We start from the raw sequence: 21,064 nt of genomic DNA on the forward strand, positions 1-21,064 counted from the left end.
GTATGAATATGGAAAATATCAAAAAAGACATGCTAGACAAGCTAAATCAATTGTCGCCTGCGCAGCGCAAGGCGTTATTGAGCAAGGTTAAACGTCACAAGGAAAATCAACAAGATGAGTTAGATGCGCAAGCACTATTCTCACAGGCATCATCGATTACCGAAGTAGTTGAGCAAATTGCTCAGACGTACCCACAAAAAACTGCGCTAGTTTTAGGTGATGAACAAATTAGTTATGACGAGCTAAATAGACGAGCTAACCAGCTGGCACATTTTATAAAACAAAAAAACTTGCCGTCAGAGAGCTTAATTGGCTTGATGTGTGACCGTTCCATTGAGCTGATAGTTGCCATTTTGGCAATCCTCAAAGCTGGCGCAGCCTATGTTCCGCTCGACCCTAATAACCCCAAAGGTCGCCTGTCATACATTGCTCGAGATAGCCAGCTTAAACTGATTTTAACGCAAGACAGCGTATCTGGTATTTTGGACGCTGATAATGAAGAGTATGAGCTTGTGGTCTTGAACCAGCCTCAAGTCATAGAGCAGTTAGCTTCGCAACCAGTGCAAAACATAACAGACTCCCGCCGCGCTGATAGCAATACTGGGGCTTCGCTTGCCTACATTATTTACACATCGGGTTCTACCGGCCAGCCAAAAGGGGTAATGGTTGAGCACAAAAATGTATTGCGTTTATTTGATGCCTGTAATGCCCATTACCAGTTTAACGAGCAAGATGTATGGGTTTTATTTCATTCATACGCTTTTGATTTCTCTGTGTGGGAAATTTTTGGTGCACTATTACATGGGGGAACGCTCGTCATTGCTACTCAGGAGGCATGTCGCTCACCAGAGCAAATACAATCCTTACTGATAGAAAATAAGGTGACGGTATTGAATCAAACCCCCACTGCCTTTTATAACCTGATGCCTTACTTTATCGAGAGCATAGCGGTTAGCAGCCTACGTTATATTATTTTTGGTGGTGAAGCGTTAGAGCCGAGCAAATTAACGCCAATGTTTGATTGCTTTGCGGATAACCCAGCACTGAATTCACCTGAAATAATTAATATGTATGGCATAACAGAAACAACGGTTCATGCCAGTTATTATCGTATTACATCTGATGACTGTAGTAAGCGTTCAAGCCCGATAGGCAAACTGTTAAATGACTTAAAAGGCTTTGTGTTTAATGAGTCTTTACAATCTGTGCCTGACCAAGTTGTTGGTGAGTTATATATTGCAGGCGCAGGGGTGACACGAGGCTACCTACATAGAAATGAGTTAACAGCAGAGCGGTTTATTCAGCATCCCACTCAGCCGGACTTAAGGCTATATCGTACAGGTGACTTGGTAAAACGCATGCCAGGTAGTGAGTACCATTACGTAGGAAGAGCAGATCAACAGGTTAAAATTAGAGGGTTTCGAATTGAGTTAGGGGAAATTGAGTCTGCGCTTACTCAATTACATGGCATTTCAGCTGCAGTGGTGAATCCATTTGAAAACGCTGATGGGGATAAAAATCTTGCAGCATATTTAGTGTCATCTGACAAGGTGAGTGATAAGCAGCATAACATTGACGAGATTGTGCAGCACCTGAATAAAGTATTGCCTCAGTACATGATCCCGGTCACATTTCAATATTTGGAAGCACTACCTTTAAACCAAAATGGTAAAATTGAACGAAGTGCTTTACCAAACCCTGAACAGGTTCAAGTTGCTCAAAAGGCATACGAGGCACCATCTTCTCAAGCTGAAAAAGTGATAGCACATGCTTGGCAAAACGCACTTGATATTGATCAGATTGGTATTCACGACCACTTTTTTGACTTAGGTGGTGATTCGATTAAGTCGTTAGCCGTAGTGAGTAAGGTGCGTGAATCTGGATTTGGGATCAATGTAGCAGATTTATTTGCTTATCCTGTACTGGAAACTTTAGCCGCTCATATTCAACAGCAAGCGCCGCAAGCTGCTTCTGAAAAAATGGCACTTTTTTCACTTTGCCCTGACAGCGATAGAGCAAAGCTACCTAAGGGCGTGATTAATGCCTATCCGATTTCCAAACTTCAGGAAGGGATGATTTTCCATTATGACAGCCAAGATAGTTCAGGTAGCGCTGGAGCGAAGGGCTTGTACCATAACGTCTCGCGGATCAGCCTAGACACTTCAATTGATATTGCCGCATTTAAAACTGCACTGGCTCGTTTAGTCTCACGACATGACATTTTGCGCACTAGCTTTCATATGCAGGGTTTTAGTATTCCATTACAACTTGTGCACCAGCAAATTGAGTTCCCGCTGAGCTACACCGACTTGAGTATGTTTGATACAAAAGAGCAACAGGAGCTTTTAGACCATGCTTATACCGAAGCGCTTACCAAACGGCTTAATGTTGAATTAGCCCCCTTGTTTAGCGTGCATGTGCATAATTTGTCTAGCCACAAGGCTGAAATGACATGGGTTGAACATCATGCACTGCTGGATGGCTGGAGCGTTGAGATCTTATTTAAGGAGCTATCTGAGCTTTATCAGGCCGAACTGGAACAGCGTGAAGCTCAGTTAGTTAATACGCCTCAGTACGTTGACTTTATAGCAGCGGAGCAAGAGGCAATTGCTGACGCCACTAATACTCAGTTTTGGCGCGACTATTTACAAGATGCTGAGTTTGCATCTTTACCAGCACCAGAACAGGCGAGCAAAAATAAACGTACTAGCATTACCCATTCATTTGATAGCGCATTGACCAGCGCGTTAGAGCGATTGGCAAAACAACTAAAAGTGTCTTTAAAGTCAGTGGCGCTTGCTGCGCACATGCATGTGCTCAAAACCTTCACAGGGGAAGATGATTTGATTACTGGCCTGAGCCTTCATGGTCGGCCGGAACTTGAAAATAGCAGCCAAAGCTTAGGCTTATTTGTTAGCGTTTTGCCCTTTAGATTAAAGGTGGCGCAGGAAAGTTGGCAGCAGCTTATCATGGCGGTGAGCCAAGGAGAGCAAAGAATTTGGCAGCAAAGGCACTTCCCATTGAGCCGCATCTTGGAAGCGACAAATCAAACAGCGTTATTTAATTATTCTTTTAACTTTTTGGACTTTACAACGGTTGCCCGTGATTCAAGCCAACACTTGAACAAGATTCAAGATGTTAAAGCACATACGGCAAACGAATTTAAGCTGTCTGTCAACTTCAACCGAGCAGAAGATAAGTGCCTACAAATTGGCATGACATGGGATCAAAATGCATTTTCGGGTGGGCAAATAGAGCAGTTGTTGCAGTATTATGAAACCACGCTACGAGCAATGATTTTGGCGCCTGAAAGCACTTTGTACGCTCTCAGTGCAGAAGATGAAACCAAGCTCTTGGCATTCAACAGTAAGCCATCACTTGACTTAGGAGGTCATTCAGTTTGTGAGGTGTTTAAGCAGCAGGTAGCAGAAGCACCTGACAAGGTGGCAGTTCGCTTCGCTGAAGCTCAGCTGACCTACAGTCAGCTTGAAGAGCAAAGTAATCAACTTGCAAATTATTTAACCCAGCAAGGCGTGCTGCCTGGTAATAGGGTTGCTTTAGTTACTTCACGCTCTGTTGACATGATTATCGCAATATTAGGCATTCTTAAAACAGGTGCCTGTTATGTCCCTATTGATGTGAAGTACCCTGTGCCTCGAATCAAGCAAATGTTACAAACCTGTGACGCTAACTATATACTTTATACGGCCGACTTTGCTGAAGACTTACCAACTGATAGCGCAAACAGTAGCGAGTTAAATAATGCGATTGTGAAAGCGGGCCTTCTTTCTGGTGAATATACAAGTAAAGATAGTACTTCGAGTTTATTGAACATCATCTTTACGTCGGGCTCTACAGGTGTGCCTAAAGGCGTTGAGGTTACACAGAAGGGGCTGCTTAGACTACTTAAGAACCAGTCTGTCCGTCAGCTACTAAAGAATGACATGGTCATGCTGCATTTATCTGCACTCGCCTTTGATGCCGCAACTGAAGAGATTTGGCTTCCACTGTTAAGTGGGGGAGAGCTCGTCATCTACCCTGAGCAGCACATAGACTTAAATAAGCTTAATCAGGTAATAAAAGCAAATAACATAAACACTGCATTTTTAACTGCGGCATTGTTTGAAAGGTGGGTTGAGCAATTGCCTTACGGTAAAACAGGGCTAAGCTACCTAACGGTTGGCGGGGACGTATTAAATCCGGTTTCAGCAAGTCGACTTTACCAAAAAGATCCTACTGTAAAGCTATTTAATGGTTATGGGCCAACTGAAAATACGGTCTTCAGCACCTTTTTCCATGTTCCTCAAACTATTGATAGCCAATACGCCATTTCACTTGGAACACCGCTGGATAATACTTATGCCTACGTATTAGATACGGAACAGCGCTTATTACCTATTGGTGCGCCTGGTGAGTTGTATTTGGCGGGTGATGGGCTGGCAAATGGCTATTATGAAAACCAAGCTCAAACAGACGAGCAGTTTATTGAGCTTGAACTTCAGGCTGGGGAAGGAAAACGTAAGCTATATAAAACTGGTGATCAGGTGTTTTGGAGTCAGTTCGGTACACTCAACATGCTTGGTCGGATTGATAATCAAATTAAGCTGCGAGGATTTAGGATTGAACTAGGCGAGTTAGAACGTGCACTTGAAAGTCATCCGGATGTTAACCACGCTGCTGCCATCTTACATTGCGACGAGCAGGGCAAAAAGTTAATTGCCTTTGTTTCTGGTGGTTTGCCTGCAGAAATAGGTGAAACCAACAGCCTTATGAAGAAGTTTCTAAAAGCACGCATACCTCATTACTTAGTCCCTTCTTTGGTTATAGGAATTGAAGATATTCCCCTTACTGTAAATGGCAAAGTTGACCGTAATGCACTGAAAGAATATTCAATTGCTTCAGCCTTGAGCGCGATACCAGCAACCGTGTTAGTGACACCTTCTACTGAAACAGAAGAAAAGTTACTGCCTATTTGGGCTAATGAACTTAAGAACCCGTCAATAGGCGTGGAGTGTAACTTTTTTGACTTAGGAGGAGACTCACTTAGCGCCACGCGGCTTGTAAGTGTCATTAACCAAGAGCTCAATATCAGCCTCGCTCTGAACCAAGTCTTTGAATACCAAACGATAAAAGAGTTGGCTCAGTATATAGACGTTAATTTCGGTGACACTACTGAAGTAATGGAATCTCTCGTATTTTAAATTAAATATATTGGCGCACTCACCGCATATTGGGTATTTCAATGCGGTGAAGCCCCAGTATTTGAAGGATAGTAAAATGATAATTAAAGGGTTAAAGCGATATTGGAAACTATTGCCATTATTTATAATTGGCAGCGTAACTAGTGCCGTGTGTTCATTGTGGCTTATTTCAGCAATTCAGAATGAGGTAAAGCTTGCAGGTGAAGGTGCTGATTATCTTCAACGCCTTTCTTTCTATGCCTTAGGTGCTATCGCAGTCATGGTAGGAGGGTTCATTGCCCAACAAAGTGTCACCATCTTTAGCACAACTACAGTGAGAAGTTTACGAAAAACACTTTCTTCACACTTGCTCGCAATGCAATACAGCGAGTTGGAAAAACTAGGTCCCCACAAGCTTCAGGCAACATTGTCTACGGACGTCAATCGACTGTCCTCTGCTATGCTGATCTTTCCTGCATTATGCTTCAATAGCATCTTGGTTATTTTATGCTTTGGGTATCTGGCCTATTTATCTTGGCAGTCATTTTTGATTCTTGTCAGCGTGATAGCCTTGGGGTTAATAGTCACAAACTTAATCATGTCCCGTGCGACAGCTTTTTTCAATCAAATACGAGATCAAGAAGATGGCTTGTATAGAAGCTATCGCGGTTTGACCGAGGGGGCAAAAGAGCTCAATTTAAACCCTTCAGGAAAGCAATATTTTCTTGATAACGAAATTAACCCAACAATTAATGATATTCGCGCCCTCGAAATTAAAGGACAGACACTCTTTAATATAAGCAATAACTGGACAAACGTAATTATCTTTATTGCGCTAGGAGCCGTTGTATTTTCATCAGCTGTTTTTAATAAATTACCGCTGGACATCATGGTAGCTTATGTATTTGTAACCATCTACCTTATCGGGCCATTAGGCATGATGATCAGCTCTGTTGAAGAGTGTGTTAGAGGTGCGGTGGCCTATAAGAAAATTTTGTCTCTTGGTATTGATTTATCGTCAGATAACGCCCCAAAATTGGTTTCTGAAACATGCAAAGAAACACAACAAAACTGGTCTAAGCTAGCTGTTAAAGAATGTGCCTTTCACTATGAAACCGATAAGCTGGACGACTCCCAATTTGTTGTTGGCCCCTTAAATTTAAGTGTTGAACGAGGAAAAGTATTATTTGTTATTGGTGGTAATGGTAGTGGTAAGTCGACCTTTGCCAAGCTTGTTACCCAACTCTATCAACCGCAGCACGGAAAATTAGAGCTTATAACTGGCAATGGGAGTGAAACTGCTCACCAACAGTTACGTATTGCCGCGATTTTTTCTGACTTCTTTTTGTTTGACTGGTTTGTTGACCAGCATGGTAAACCAGCCGAAAAAGATGTTGTTGACAACTACCTAAAGCGCCTGTCACTGGATACAAAAGTGACATACAAAGAAGGGCGCATTTCAACGACTGAACTCTCATCTGGGCAACGAAAGCGCCTTGCGTTAATCCAAGCCTTGATACTAGACCCTGATATTTTCCTATTTGATGAATGGGCGGCTGATCAGGATAGCTATTTTAGGGAGTTCTTCTATCGAGAGTTGCTACCTGAATTAAAGCAACGAGGTAAGACCATTATTGCCATTAGCCATGATGACTTATTTTTCGATGCCGCGGATCGCATCATTAAATTTGATCAAGGCCATATACAAGAAACATTGTCTAACTCACCTGTCACTTCACAGACAATTGAACCACTTAATCAAAGGGAAGCGTAATGAAAAAAATAAAACTAAACGCACTCGACCAATCACCTATTTTTACTGGTCAAACTGCGGTTACATCGATCAACCGTTCAATTGCCTTGGCGAAACAAGTAGAGGAAATGGGCTTTCACCGATATTGGGTAGCAGAGCACCATAACCAGAAAGCATTTGCCAGTGCCAGCCCTGAACTGATGGCCGCTAAAATAGGTGCTGAGACTTCTACTATACGCGTTGGTACAGCAGGCATCCTTGTTGGTCATTACGCTCCTTTAAAGGTTGCAGAAACGGCTAGAATGCTATCAACCCTTTGTGACGGCCGTTTTGACTTAGGAATTGGCCGCTCTCCTGGCGCGGTACATGGCGCACTGCTTGCTCTGGGTGATCATGAGTTTGGTCCTGCCATTATCAATGCAAAGCAGGATGAAGTTTATGCCTACCTTAACGATGAGAAAACTGTTTACGCTTCCCCTGAAGGGGCGCCCCAACTTGAATGTTGGGTACTTGGTGCAGGGCCAGGTTCAGCACTATATGCGGCTGAAAGGGGGATTAGCTATGCTTACGCGTCTTTTGCAAACCCTAAACTGGCGAAGCAATCGATTCAGGCCTATCGAGAAAACTTTAAGCCTTCTGCATTTTTAAAGGCACCAGCAGTTAACTTGGCGGTTGCTGCATATTGCGCCGACACAGAGGAGAAGGCGAAGCGTATGAGCTTAAGCTCTGTTGCATGGAGTATGCTTGCCGAGAGAGGCGGCCACAATATCCCATTCCCATCCATGGCAGAAAGTGAAAGTTTAATTGAGATATCAAATGATCCTGAAGTTGAGTCGCAAATGAATGACACCTTGATCGTTGGCAATCAGTCGCAAGTGAGTGAAAAGCTAACCAAGCTGATTGAGGAGCTTGACCTAGATGAGCTAACGCTACTAACTGTTACCGAATCTGCTGAAGATTTACTAAAACACTATCAATTGATCGCTGAAGGTTTGGAAATATAACCACACTTAATCACCTTTATTTAATCACAGTTTTTGAAACGGATATTTTTTAGTATGAATTTTCAAGCATTAGTTAATTTTTTAAATGAAAAAAAGGTTGCACTTGAAGTAGCCGACGAGCAGTTAAAGGTACATGCAGAAAAGGGGGTCATTACCCGAGATGTGGCAAGTGCCATCACAGAGCATAAAGCCCAATTATTAGAACACGTTAAATCGAGCACGATGCAAAGTAAGATGATACGTGTTACCAAAGAAGAAAAAGCAAACGGTATTCCACTGTCATTTGCGCAACAGAGATTGTGGTTCATTGACAAATTAAAAGGCTCTAATTCGAGTTATCACGTGCAGGGGGGCTTTAAGCTGGTTGGCTCTCTAAATATTGAAGCATTAACTCAGGCTTTTAAAACAGTTATTGAGCGCCATGAAAGTCTAAGAACCGTTTTTATTGAGCGAGACGGAGAGCCTTTACAAGTTGTAAAAGGGTCATTTGACTTTGCGCTGAACATTAAAGAGATGTCATTATCTAAGGATGAGATTAACGAGGCCCTTAGGGATGAGGCAACTAAGCCATTTAATCTTACTGAAGACCTAATGTTACGCGTCTTGTTGATAAAACAATCGGAAAATGAACATTTATTATTGTTCACAATTCATCATATTGCTACAGATGGATGGTCTGTCAGTGTCATGTTGCAAGAGCTCAATGCGCTTTACCGGGCATATAACAATAATCAAGAAAATCCACTGCCTGATCTTGCATTTCAATATGTTGACTTCGCCAACTGGCAACGTAACTCAATTCAAGATGAAGCATTGGATAAGCAGCAAGCATATTGGAAGAATACCCTGGCCGATGCGCCTGAAGTGCATAGCTTACCGCTAGACTACCCTCGCCCTGCTCGGCCATCCCAAGATGGCGCTTTGTACCAGTCTTCTCTGGATGGCAAGCTAACAACGGCGATCAAAGACTTATGTCAGTCGCAGCAATGTACCTTGTTTATGTTATTGCAAGGTACCTTTGCACTATTACTAAACCGTTGGAGTAACGAAAAAGACATTGTGATGGGGACGCCAATCGCCAACCGCACCCAAACTGAGCTTTTTCCACTCATTGGTTTTTTTGTCAACACCCTTGCATTACGTACAAGGCTAACTGGCAACCCCAGCTTTATAGAATATATTCAGCAAGTTAAGAATAATACACTAGATGCTTATGCCAATCAGGACGTGCCTTTTGATACCCTTGTTGAAATGCTGAACCCTGCGCGAAGCGAGAGTTTTACTCCTCTATTTCAGGTCATGTTTTCTTTGCAAAACAACCAAATCCCCGACTTTGACTTTGATGGTTTAACATTTTCACCGTTGACTGAAAACATGCGCATAGCCAAATTTGATATCACTTTGAATATTGAGGATAAAGGTGGGCGGCTAAACTGTGACTGGGAATACAACCCTCAGTTGTTCTCAAGCTCAACTATAGATGCTTTGGCAAGTGCTTTTGAGGTGCTGTTAAGCAATATTACCGTGTCGCCAGAAAGCCCTGTCTTGTCACTACCAATTGTTTCAGTTGCACAGCGGCAAAATATGCAGCTAAAAGCACGTGCAGACCGTCAAACGGCAATTGACCATAGCGCAAGTATAAGTGAAACATTTGAATCATTTGCTCGTCAGTCTCCAGACGCACCTGCAGTTATCTCTGAACAGATCACTTTAAGCTATGCCGACTTAAACGCTAAAGCCAACCAGTTGGCACACTATCTAGTTCAACAAGGAGTTCAGCCAGGGGAGCTGGTTGGCGTTAGTTTTACCCGTTGTCCTGACCTTATAGTCTCGATATTGGCGATTTTAAAGGCAGGTGGTGCATATGTACCCTTTGATCCCAACTACCCTGAAGAACGCTTAAGCTATATGTTAAAGGACTCCGGTGTAAAGGTTGTACTATCGCAACAAGTACTTGCAAACAAGCTCCCCTTGGATAGCAGCTTACAGCAATGTATCTTTGTTGATGATATTCAAGTATTGATGGGGTTACTTGCTAACCCTGTGACAGATCTAAACATCAACGAGATTTACCAGCCGAGCTTGGCTTATATTAACTATACCTCTGGTTCTACTGGGCAACCTAAGGGCGTCATGGTTAACCAGTTGGGGGTATTGCGTTTAGTGCTTGACGCTGGTTACGTTGCACTCAATAAACATACCAAGATGCTACAAATTTCTTCCATCAGCTTTGATGCAACAACATTTGAGATATGGGGAGCGCTTTTAAACGGTGGGCAAATAAACCTGTACCCGTCAGATTATATCGATGTCCAAATACTTAATAAGCTTATCTTGCAGCGTAAGGTCAATACGCTGTTCATTACTACAGCACTATTTGAGCAATGGGCGAGTACATTAGATATATCATCTGATTCTGCACAACAGGACTGGGCGAATTTACAGGTACTTTTGGGCGGTGAAGTGACTTCTCCGTATGCAATTCAGAAGGTGGTTAACGCTTTGCCAGGCGTACAGGTTACTCATTGTTATGGCCCAACAGAAAATACTACATTTACGACTTGCCACACGGTGAGTAGTGAATTCGACCCAATTGATATGTTACCCATTGGAAAGCCTATAAATGGTGGTGAGTTATGGGTTTTATCCCCTGAGTTACAAATTATGCCAGATGGGGCAATTGGTGAGCTATGTATTGGTGGTGCTGGGCTTGCTAAGGGGTACCTCAACGCTGTTGACATTGACCGACAAAAGTTTATCCAACATCCATTTGATGATGAGCCAAATGTGCGCCTATATCGTTCTGGTGATCTAGTTCGAAAGTTACCTGATGGTAATTTTGTATTTATTTCTCGAGCCGACAATCAGGTAAAGCTCAGAGGTTTTCGTATTGAGCTTGGTGAAATAGAAGCATGCTTGTCTGCATACCCTGAAGTTGCTGAAGCACTTGTCATGATCAGAGAAGATGTGCCTGGTGATAGGCGATTGGCCGCTTATGTCACGACCAACAGCGCAATGAACCAACAAGCAGATACTCAACTAGCGGTACGGTTAAAAGCACATGTTAAGGGCAAACTACCTGATTTTATGCTGCCGTCAGCCTTTGTCATCGTGGAAAAGTTCACCCTTAACAACAATGGTAAAATTGACCGTTCCACTTTACCTGTTCCGACTTATACAAGTGAATCAGTAGAGTACGTCGCACCGGAAACGCCAATAGAAGAGAAGTTAGCACAGCTATGGCAAAGCGTGTTGCAGTTAGATGCGCCAGTAAGTGTAATTGGTAACTTTTTCCATCTGGGTGGGCATTCTTTATTGGCAACTAAATTACTGGCTCAAATCAGTCAGGAGCTTAATGTTGAGCTGCCAGTATCGACGCTATTCAATACCGAAAACTTGCGCCAGTTTGCTGTTGAAGTTGACCAAGCAATCACACTCAGCAAGGAAGGTGGTAGCAACCCTGAGCTTATCGTGAATGCCCAAGAAGTGTCTGCAAGTGAACGTGAGGAGTTTGAACTATGAGCTTACTTTCATTTCTGATCGAAGCCCAAGAGCAAGATATTATTATCTCGCTACAAGATGACAAGTTATCAGTTAATGCGGCTAAAGGTGCGTTAACCGATGAAATCAAGCAACAGCTACAGAAAAACAAAGCTGATATCAAGGCTCTCTACGAAAATCTGAACATTAGCAATAACAAGGATATTTCTCCCCCTTCATTTGCGCAGCAGCGGTTATGGGTGCTTGACCAAATGGCAGGGGAAAGCTTGCAATACCATATTCCGATGACCATGGTTTTTAATGGGTCGCTTAATGTGGCCGCAATGCAATATGCCTTTGATAAAATAGTGCAACGCCATGAAAGTTTGCGAACTGTATTTATAAAAGATGCAGATCAGGTTTATCAGGTTGTTCGCAAACCGCAACCGTTTCAGTTGCCCGTGATTGATATTCAAGATGCCGTCAACAAAAAAGGCGAGCTGGACAGGTTAGTTTCCGAGGAAGCGCAAAAACCGTTTAATTTAAGTCAAGATCTTATGCTGCGTCTTTTTATAGTTAAGGAAGACGCTGAAAGGTTTGTTTTGCTGGGCAGTATGCACCACATTAATACTGACGGCTGGTCGATGAATGTGATTGTGCAAGAGTTAGAGACTTATTACTGCGCTTATCTGGACAAACAGGATGATCCACTTCCAGCACTAGGGCTGCAGTATGCAGACTATGCTCGATGGCAACGCAATTACTTAAAAGGTGAGGTGCTTGAAAACCACCTAGGTTATTGGAAAAACAAGCTTCAGGCTGCTCCTAAACTTCATGCATTGCCTTTAGACCATACCCGTCCACAGCAAATATCAAGCCGAGGAGCTACGCTTAGGCAGCACTTAGATGCTGATATAAAGCACGGGTTAGAGGCATTAGCAAATTCCCACAATGCCACCTTATTTATGGTTGTACATGCGGCATTTAGTTACTTTTTATCACGTTACAGTGGTGAAAATGACATTGTAATTGGTACACCAATCGCAAATAGGGAAAAAGCACAGTTAGCGCCGCTAGTCGGCTTTTTTGTTAACACGCTACCGCTGCGCTCAACATTTTCAGCAGAGCAGAGCTTTACTGATTTAATAGAAGATAGCAAGCAAACCATTTTAGATGCGTATGCTCACCAACTACTGCCATTTGATAAGGTAATCGATGAGTTACAAATAGAGCGTAGTGTGAGTTACGCACCATTATGCCAAGTAATGCTGTCGTTTCAGGACTGGGGAAGAGGCAATCGTGATGATATGGAGATTAACTTCCCAGGTGTCACGTTAGGCCATTTGGAACACCAGTCTGATTTTTCTCAGTTTGAGTTAACCCTTACAGCACTTCCTGTTGAAGATGGATTTGTGATGGAGTGGGAATTTTCAACTGACCTATTCCAGCCTGATACCATCACTAAAATGATGAATGGCTTTGAAACCTTGCTTAGAAACGCGATAACGACGCCGTCATATCCAGTAAACCGCTTACCACTGCTTGCATTTGAACAACTCGATCAATCGATTAAGCAAGTTCTGGGGCTATCAAATGAGCAACTTAAAGCGCCATTTACTGATGAACTATGTATTCATGAAGCTTTTGAGCTACAAGCAGCTAAACACCCAAACAAGATTGCAGTAGTTTTTGATAAGCACTCGCTTACATACAGTGAATTGAATCAACAGGCCAATACACTTGCTCACCATCTACGTGAACAGGGGGTTGGACCGGAGTCCCAGGTGGGTATTTACCTAGATCGCTCTCAATTAATGGTCGTGGGCATTTTAGGCATCTTAAAGTCAGGAGCGGCGTATGTACCACTTGATATCAGCTTCCCACTCGAGCGCGTTGATGCTTTATTAGATGAAACTAAAATAGAAAACCTGGTTACTGAAAAAGTATTCTTCGATACCATTAATTCAGTTAGGCATGATCTCCACCTAATAGATATTGCAGCGTTAGCAGCTGAGGCGGACACAAGGGATTATAGTAATATCGCGTGTAAGGACATTGGTCTAACGCCTAAAAATCTTGCCTATATCGTATTTACATCTGGTTCTACAGGTAAACCCAAAGGGGTTATGGTTGAACACCGCTCAATGATGGTGCGTTTAAACGGGTGGGATCAAGCTTTCTCACTGTATCAACAGCCTCCTTGCGTTATACAAATGGCTGGGATCACTGTAGATATCTGCCTTGGTGATATGGTGAAGTCATTATTAACAGGTGGCAAATTGGTTGTCACGAGCAAAGAAACATTGCTGACACCGGAGAAGCTGGTAGCTTTAATGCAAGAAGAGCAAGTCAGTTTCGGCGACTTTGTGCCAGCTGTGCTTAGAATGATGACAGAGTATTTACTGAGTAATCAGGAAACCTTGAGTGCTTTACGTTACATACTGGTTGGCTCTGAAAGTTGGTATGGAAAAGATCTTAGAGATTTAAAAAAGGTGGTTTCAAGCAATGCCCGCTGCATAAATATTTATGGCCAAACAGAATCAATTATTGATGTGAGTTATGCTGATGTAACAGAAAAGGATATTGCCGAAGACTCTGTTATTCCTATAGGCAGTGCGCTGGACCACACATCCTTATACATCCTTAATAGTGAAAGCCAACTGCAGCCGGCAGGAGTTGCAGGTGAACTTCACATAGGGGGGGAAGGCCTTGCCCGTGGTTACTTGAATCAGCCAAAGCTGACAGATGAAAAGTTTATTGCCAATCCATTTACTGGGACTGGGAAGCTCTACAAAACAGGGGATCAGGCTCGATGGTTAAGTGACGGTACCCTTGAGTTTTTAGGCCGCGTAGATCATCAAGTGAAGATACGCGGTTTCCGAATAGAGTTACCCGAGATTGAAGCTGAATTAAATAAGCACCCTAGTGTTAAGCAAGCTTTAATATTAGTTAAGGAGGTAGCGCTTGGTGATAAAAGGCTGGTGGCTTATTTACAAAAAACAAACCATCCGCAACTTGCTGATACGGCGTTTATCAAAGCAGTAAGGAACGATTTAAAAACTAGGTTACCGCAGTATATGCTGCCATCGGCATTTGTTGTATTAAGCCACTTCCCAATAACGGTAACGGGTAAAGTTGACAGACAAGCTTTACCTGAGCCGCAATACAGTATTGAACAAGACTATGTGCCACCTACTAATGAGTTAGAGGAACAACTGTGCCAGATGTGGCAGATCGCATTGAAAGAGCCGACTATTGGTATTACAGATAATTTCTTTAGTGTTGGCGGTGACTCAATTTTGGCGGTTCGCCTTGTTGCACTTGCTAAGGAAAAGGGAGTACTTTTCAGCGTTAAGGACTTACTTACAAATCAGACCATTGCGGATCTTGCGATGGCGATAAGCAGTAATAGTGTTGATTGTCAGAACGTCGCCACGAAAGTTGCTCCATTTGCATTGCTCAATGACAAAATAAAAGAAGCAATAGACACACAAGTCTATGAAGATGCTTATCCGCTTTCCTACCTACAAAAGGGATTTATAGAGCACAGCCAATTACATGGCAGCTATCACGATATTATGTCAGAAAAAATTAATGCGCCATGGGATGAGCAATTATTCCGGGCTGCATGGCAGGATATGGTTGAGCAATATGCAATACTTCGAACGGTAGTTGACTTCTCAAGTGAAGAGCCTGTGCAGTGTGTGTTACGTGACTATCAAGGGTTGATCCAAGTCGTTAACTGGCAAGGTCGAACACTTGCGTCGATAGAAGATGAGTTTGCAGCTTGGTTTAAAGTTGAGTCACACCGTCAATTTGATACTAGCATTCCATTATGGCGAATGACTGTACATATCTATGGTAATAACGAATTTGCATTCACCTTTGCCAATCACCATGCCATCTTAGATGGGTGGAGTGCGTCCATGTTGCTGCCAGAGTTTATTCAGCGCTATCAGGACTATGTGGAAGGAAATAAGGTTCAGGTTCAGCCTGAAACATTGAAGTTTAATACGTACATCGCCGCTGAAATGCAAGCTTTACAAAGCAATGAATCCTATAAATTTTGGCAAGGTCACCTTGCTAATGCTGAGTTACCTATTTGGACAGGAAACACTGCAAAAGACATTTACAGGATCAGCAATGATCTGTCTACTTTGCATGACCAACTTGAACAGGCTGCAGCCTCAATGAATGTGTCGCCGCGAAGTATTGTTCTGGCTGCTCATATGTGGGTACTGGCAAAGGTGAACGGAACTGACAAGATTACCAGCTCTATTGTTCGCCATGGCCGACTAGAGGTTGATGGCGGTGATACAGCGATTGGCCTGTTTCTGAATCCTCTTCCTTTGGCTGTAAATACAAAGCAAAAAAGCTGGCGTGAGTTCGTAAACATAGTCGATCTACTACAAAAGGACAGTTGGAGTCATAGGCAATATCCGGTGGCACAGCTACAGCAGGCGCTATCGCTAGATTTATCAGGGTGCTTGTTTAATTATGTAGACTTTCAAGTAAACCACACCAAAGACGCTGATGGTGCTGCCAATGGAAACAATACCTCCAGCTATATCTGGGAATGTGTTTATATGCACCGCCGGGAATTAGGGGAGCTAGGTCTTAGGCTGAGCTTTGAGGATAGTGTATTTGACCAAGCTGCACGTGAGCAAATCTTGAGTTATTACGATGCTGCATTACGAGCGATTTTAAACTCACCTGATTTAAAGCCAAGTGTAGAGTGCTTATCAAGCCCAACAAATCAGGCACTTTTTGCTAATGAAATAAGGCATTCTTTGATAGAAGAAATGGAGCATGTTTAGGCCGAGTAGAAAGCACGAAGTGGTGTGACAAAAGGTACAGATGTTCGGTTTTAGTGAACATCTGTACAAATCCGAACAAATATAAGTTATCCATCAGTTTAATGCGGGCCTAAGTTGTTGTTTATAAACTGTTTCATGTTTTGGCACATATCTTTCTATACAGACATTAAGCAGCATTAAGGAATACATAAGATGAAGATCGAATTAAAAGAAAAAAAACCGTGGAAAAGGTGGGTTAGTATTTCAATATTTTTAATACTAATCGTATATGCGGCATATGCTGTCAGCAGCAAGTCAGTCAAAACGGTAGATACTACAACATTAAATTTTCAAGTAGTACAAAGTGGCCCGCTTGACGTGTACACCAAGGCATATGGTGAACTAGCATCGGCTAAAGAGCGTATTCTAACCGCACCGGCGCTAGGTAAAGTTGCGGACATCCTAGTTCGTCCTGGAACAAAAGTGAGTCCAGATAGCGTTATTTTACGGCTATCTAATCCGAAATTGGCGCAAGAGGTAAATGAGGCTTCCGGCAAGCTGGCGGAACTGAAAGCACAACGTGAAGCATTTAAATATGAGCAGCAAAGTGAGCTACTCAGGTATCAGGGAAATATCGCAAATATAGAGGCCAGTGTAGAGAAGGCAAAACTCGAATTATCGCTGAACGAAGAATTGTCCAGACGAGGTGTTGCCTCAGAGATAGAATTAAAGCGCGCAAAACTATTCCTTAAGCAAGAGAGTAAGAAGTTAGAGTTTGAAAAGCAAAAATACCAACAGTTTAGGGGAATGCAGCGCTATCAGTTAACCCAAAGAGACATCATTGTGGATCAGCAGGCTTCTCAAGTCGCGTTATTACAAAAGCAGTTAGACGATATGCAAGTCACAGCTGGCATTTCGGGTTCACTGCAAAGTTTGGATATTGAGCTAGGCCAAAGTGTACAGTTAGGTCAATCACTTGCAAAGGTGGGCAGCGATGAGGAACTGATAGCACGCCTTCGTTTACCACAGCATCAAGCGGATCAAATTGATATAAATGCCCCAGTTATCATAAACACACAAAAAGGCTTAATTAATGCCCGCATAACCCGTGTCGAAAGCATTGTCACCAACGGTACGGTTCAGGCAGAAGCGATCTTAGACAGTGAGTTAACGTCCAATGCCAGACCTGCACTTCAGGTGTCATCACAAGTATTCATCAAACATGAAGAAAACGCGGTTTATATTACTCAAGCCTCAGGGCTTCGCCCTCGTAGTAAGCAAGCCGCATTTGTGCGTTACGATGATTTACTTGTTCAGCGCGAGGTGCTGTTCGGCGAATTGTCTGACGACAAACTTATCATTCGAGAAGGGCTTAGTGTGGGGGATGAGTTAGCTATCTTCGACGCTACTGAATACGAACAATACCAACAATTAAACTTAAAAAATTAATCTATATTTTCGTGGTTATTCAGCGCTATTTCGCACATTTATTATCTCCCTGAAATGCGGGGAGAGTGGCCACATAATCCGATTATTATAATTATTACAACAAGGAAATTTTCATGAAAACTGTAGTAGAAATGACAAATATTCATAAGCGCTATGATGGTCAGCAAGTTGAAACCCATGCTTTGCAAGGTATTTCATTGCACATCAAAGAAGGTGAGTTTGTATCTATTACTGGGCCCTCAGGCTGCGGAAAGTCAACTCTTTTATCAATCATGGGGTTAATGGACACCGCAAGCGAAGGAAGTTATCAGATTGCGAGTGTAGACACACAAGGTCTAAAAGTAGATCAACGCACTCAAATTAGAAACCAACATATTGGCTTTGTTTTTCAGTCTTTCAATCTAATTGATAGCTTAACTGTATTTGAAAATGTTGCTTTACCATTAGAGCATCGTGGGACATCAAAAAATGAAATAAAACAACGTGTTGAAGATGTTCTTAGCCAAGTTGATATGCTTCATCGCAAAGACTACCGACCCAACCAACTGTCAGGTGGACAGCAACAGCGCATAGCTATTGCACGCGCATTAGTTGGTAATCCTGACCTTATTTTGGTGGATGAACCGACCGGTAACCTTGACAGTAAAAATGGCGATCAAGTTATGGCATTGCTCGCTCAGCTAAATAAAGATGGTGCAACAATCGTTATGGTAACTCATGACAGTCGCTACTCTCGCTGCGCAACTCGTGAGGTTCAGTTACTTGATGGGAAGATTGTATCTGAACAACAAAGCGACGTTGATCTTCAGGGGGTTGCATGAGTATTTTTCAAAAGTCCATTCTCCAAGGGCTATCAAGAATATTTAAATTGCCAAGGTTAAGTATTCCACTGATATTGACACTGGGGCTAACGCTGGGAGCTGTGTTATCGGTTGTCGCTATATCCTCAACCTTACTATATAAACCTTTACAGGGGGCTCCCAATGAAAAGTCCATTCAAACATTAAGCTACCGCTTTGAAATGTCCAAGGACATGAGTGTTTCATATTGGGATATGCGCCGGCTTGCTGATTTGAGTGAATACTTTACAGATTTGGGAACTTGGGCTGGGATTAGCCCCAGTGATCAAGATATTATAATCGAAGGAACGTCTTATCCAACCACGCGATATGATGCCTCACATACAATTCTAGAGGTATTGGGAGCCCGCCTTATTTTGGGTGATGACATTACGATGGCCTCTCCTGAAAAATATGTGTGGCTCTCAGAAACCTTGTGGAATCAGGCTTTTTCTAGCGCTAAGTCCGCACTTGGTAAGCATATAACTGTAAACGATCAAAGGTATATTGTCGCAGGCATAATTGAAGATGTTCTAGCGGTTAAAAGTGATGATCCTATATTACCCCAGCAAATTTGGTTCATTCAAAATTTAGCAACGACGTTAATTCAATCTCAGGAAGTGGGCAATGTTTCAAATAGCATGGGAAGCGTTTTACTTCAAAGTGCTAATCCTCAAACTCGTTTGCCTTCTCAGAGTCAGCTGGATCAATGGCTCGTTCAATACGTGAAGAGTAGTGTCGATGAAAAGCAGGCGCAAGGGTACCTAGACCTTATTAGTGGCGTTAAAAAAGAAGTAATTGCATCTGATTATCGTAGTAACTTATTGGGAGACGCAAAAAGCCTGATTACCGCTTTATTTTTTGCCGTTATAGGCTTGTTGCTAATGGCATCACTTAATTTACTTAACTTGTTTATTGCCCATTATCAGGGGCGCACTAAAGAGTTTGCAATTCAACTAAGTGTGGGTGCCAGCTTATTGCGAGTTAGATTACTCGTGTTTCTTGAAAACTTACCTACATTCTTGCTGGCGCTTGTCACTGGACTTTTGGCAACTGCTTGGGCATTAAAGAGCTTACCGCTAATTGCTGGTGGTAGCCTGCCTATGATTGATGTTGTGCAAATTGATGGCATCACAGTTGCGACCTCTTGCCTCATTGTGGTGTTGCTAAATGGTCTATTTAGTACCTTGGCATTGGTTGATGTGGATAAAGCGTCACTGATTAATAACTTAAGTAGTAGTGGTAAAGGAATACAAGCACAAAGCAATCAATGGATCAGTAAGCTGCTAATGATTGTTCAACTTTCGGTAGCCTCATTTTTGTTAACGGCTTCTGTTATGCTCGCTATTCAAAGTTATCAAACCGTGTATCGTGATTTGGGGTTTGATCTTGGCAATCATTATAACATTTCAATGTACGTTGCAGATGAGCAGTGGGCAGAGCAATTAGGTAAGAATGAAGATTACCAACATAGTGAACTTAAGCAGCTTAGAGAGCAGTTAGCTCAGCTAATTGAAAATAAGGTAGTTAATAGTGAGGTTGTATTGCCATCTTTTGCTCCTCTTTCTAGCGCGTTTATAGGAAGGGCGTTTAGATCTCACGAAAATGGCGGTAAACGTGTGGTTTATCAAGTTAAGCACTTAAGCAGTGGTTTTTTTAATGCATTTAAAATTCCGATGCTCGCGGGTAGCAACCTAACTCAAGTTCAAATAGATAATGATGAAAACAGGATCGTTATTGATGAGCTAATGGCAAAAACAGTCTATCCAGAATTATCAAATCAGGAAGTCATTGGGAAAACAATTCAGCTAAGTCGTGATAACAGTAAGCCCCCAATGATAATCAATGGCATTGTGCCTACAACAACTTCAGAAGCAGGGCAAACTAACGCATTAATAATGCCCGCGGTCTATTCACATCGAATAGATCCTGATAGAACCCTGAGGTTTACGGTTTCAATGCCAGCCGGAGAAGTGATCACTGCTGCTATGCTTAGTGACGAAATCGCGAAGCAATTCCCAAGACTGACTAACCTCGAAGTTAATTCACTAGAGCAGGTATGGGATGAGCAAACTCTTAATCAGCGTATTAGCCTTTGGGTTGTATTGTCGTTAACGGGCTTAACACTCGTCCTTGCTGCAATCGGCATTGCAGGTTTAACCCAAATGACCACAAATCACAGAAAATATGAGCTGGCAGTTCGTATGGCAACTGGTGCTATGCAGATTAAGTTAGTGCAGTTTATTCTCAAAGACGCGTTATTAATGTTGGTGATTGGGCTCGGGCTGGGATTTGTAGTCTCTGCAATTGGCTATCAGGCCATGCAAAACCAACTATTGCTGTTACCTGATTTTAATTTAGTGGCGATGGCGCTACTTAATGTCGGGCTTATCACTGTGGTGATCACCTCAGTTGCGTTACCTGCTTGGAAGGTTATTAGCTCTGATCCTATGGGAGCATTAAGGCAAGAGTAGTAACACACTTCAAAGAATATGTATACCTGCAATTATTCAGAATTGATCAATTGAATAATTGTGGGTATAAAATCGGCTTCACGACTTTT

7 protein-coding genes and 2 pseudogenes are annotated in these 21,064 nt (G+C 42.5%); all 9 read left to right on the forward strand.

Features of this window, described 5'->3' with window-relative positions:
• The first annotated feature begins 8 nt into the window (after positions 1–8).
• The 9 genes and pseudogenes from QNM16_RS14555 to QNM16_RS14590 all read left to right on the forward strand — a co-directional run bounded on the left by QNM16_RS14555 (position 9) and on the right by QNM16_RS14590 (position 20,975).
• Positions 9–5,201, forward strand: coding sequence for a non-ribosomal peptide synthetase (locus QNM16_RS14555; protein WP_284021163.1), 5,193 nt, complete (start codon positions 9–11; stop codon positions 5,199–5,201).
• Between the two features lie 76 nt (positions 5,202–5,277).
• Positions 5,278–6,954: a cyclic peptide export ABC transporter gene (locus QNM16_RS14560; RefSeq protein WP_284021164.1), complete on the forward strand. Its 1,677-nt coding sequence runs from the start codon at positions 5,278–5,280 to the stop codon at positions 6,952–6,954.
• Positions 6,954–7,937, forward strand: a complete 984-nt coding sequence (locus QNM16_RS14565) for an MsnO8 family LLM class oxidoreductase (RefSeq protein WP_284021165.1) — start codon at positions 6,954–6,956, stop codon at positions 7,935–7,937. Before QNM16_RS14560 ends, QNM16_RS14565 begins: the two co-directional genes overlap by 1 nt.
• Before the next feature lie 54 nt (positions 7,938–7,991).
• Positions 7,992–11,069 (forward strand): annotated as a pseudogene (locus QNM16_RS14570) (non-ribosomal peptide synthetase); the annotation flags it as partial.
• Between the two features lie 102 nt (positions 11,070–11,171).
• Positions 11,172–11,459: pseudogene (locus tag QNM16_RS26480) on the forward strand (phosphopantetheine-binding protein); the annotation flags it as partial.
• On the forward strand, positions 11,456–16,234 hold the full coding sequence (locus QNM16_RS14575; protein ID WP_284021167.1) for a non-ribosomal peptide synthetase: 4,779 nt from the start codon (positions 11,456–11,458) through the stop codon (positions 16,232–16,234). The pseudogene QNM16_RS26480 and the gene QNM16_RS14575, both read left to right, overlap by 4 nt.
• A gap of 192 nt (positions 16,235–16,426) precedes the next feature.
• On the forward strand, positions 16,427–17,662 hold the full coding sequence (locus QNM16_RS14580) for an efflux RND transporter periplasmic adaptor subunit (protein ID WP_284021168.1): 1,236 nt from the start codon (positions 16,427–16,429) through the stop codon (positions 17,660–17,662).
• A gap of 113 nt (positions 17,663–17,775) precedes the next feature.
• A complete protein-coding gene (locus QNM16_RS14585; protein ID WP_284021169.1) occupies positions 17,776–18,483 on the forward strand; it encodes an ABC transporter ATP-binding protein in 708 nt (235 codons plus the stop codon).
• Positions 18,480–20,975 (forward strand): ABC transporter permease, encoded by a 2,496-nt coding sequence (locus QNM16_RS14590; protein WP_284021170.1) that lies wholly within the window; start codon positions 18,480–18,482, stop codon positions 20,973–20,975. The genes QNM16_RS14585 and QNM16_RS14590 overlap by 4 nt, the downstream gene beginning before the upstream one ends.
• The last annotated feature ends 89 nt before the right edge of the window (positions 20,976–21,064 follow it).

This window comes from Pseudoalteromonas umbrosa, from assembly GCF_030125375.1.
GTDB lineage: Bacteria > Pseudomonadota > Gammaproteobacteria > Enterobacterales > Alteromonadaceae > Pseudoalteromonas > Pseudoalteromonas umbrosa.

What these genes read in the sequence shown, in the direction of transcription:
- QNM16_RS14590 (WP_284021170.1), top strand. Translation starts at nt 18,480, where the DNA reads ATGAGTATTTTTCAAAAGTCCATTCTCCAAGGGCTATCAAGAATATTT.
- QNM16_RS14585 (WP_284021169.1), top strand. Translation starts at nt 17,776, where the DNA reads ATGAAAACTGTAGTAGAAATGACAAATATTCATAAGCGCTATGATGGT.
- QNM16_RS14555 (WP_284021163.1), top strand. Translation starts at nt 9, where the DNA reads ATGGAAAATATCAAAAAAGACATGCTAGACAAGCTAAATCAATTGTCG.
- QNM16_RS14575 (WP_284021167.1), top strand. Translation starts at nt 11,456, where the DNA reads ATGAGCTTACTTTCATTTCTGATCGAAGCCCAAGAGCAAGATATTATT.
- QNM16_RS14560 (WP_284021164.1), top strand. Translation starts at nt 5,278, where the DNA reads ATGATAATTAAAGGGTTAAAGCGATATTGGAAACTATTGCCATTATTT.
- QNM16_RS14580 (WP_284021168.1), top strand. Translation starts at nt 16,427, where the DNA reads ATGAAGATCGAATTAAAAGAAAAAAAACCGTGGAAAAGGTGGGTTAGT.
- QNM16_RS14565 (WP_284021165.1), top strand. Translation starts at nt 6,954, where the DNA reads ATGAAAAAAATAAAACTAAACGCACTCGACCAATCACCTATTTTTACT.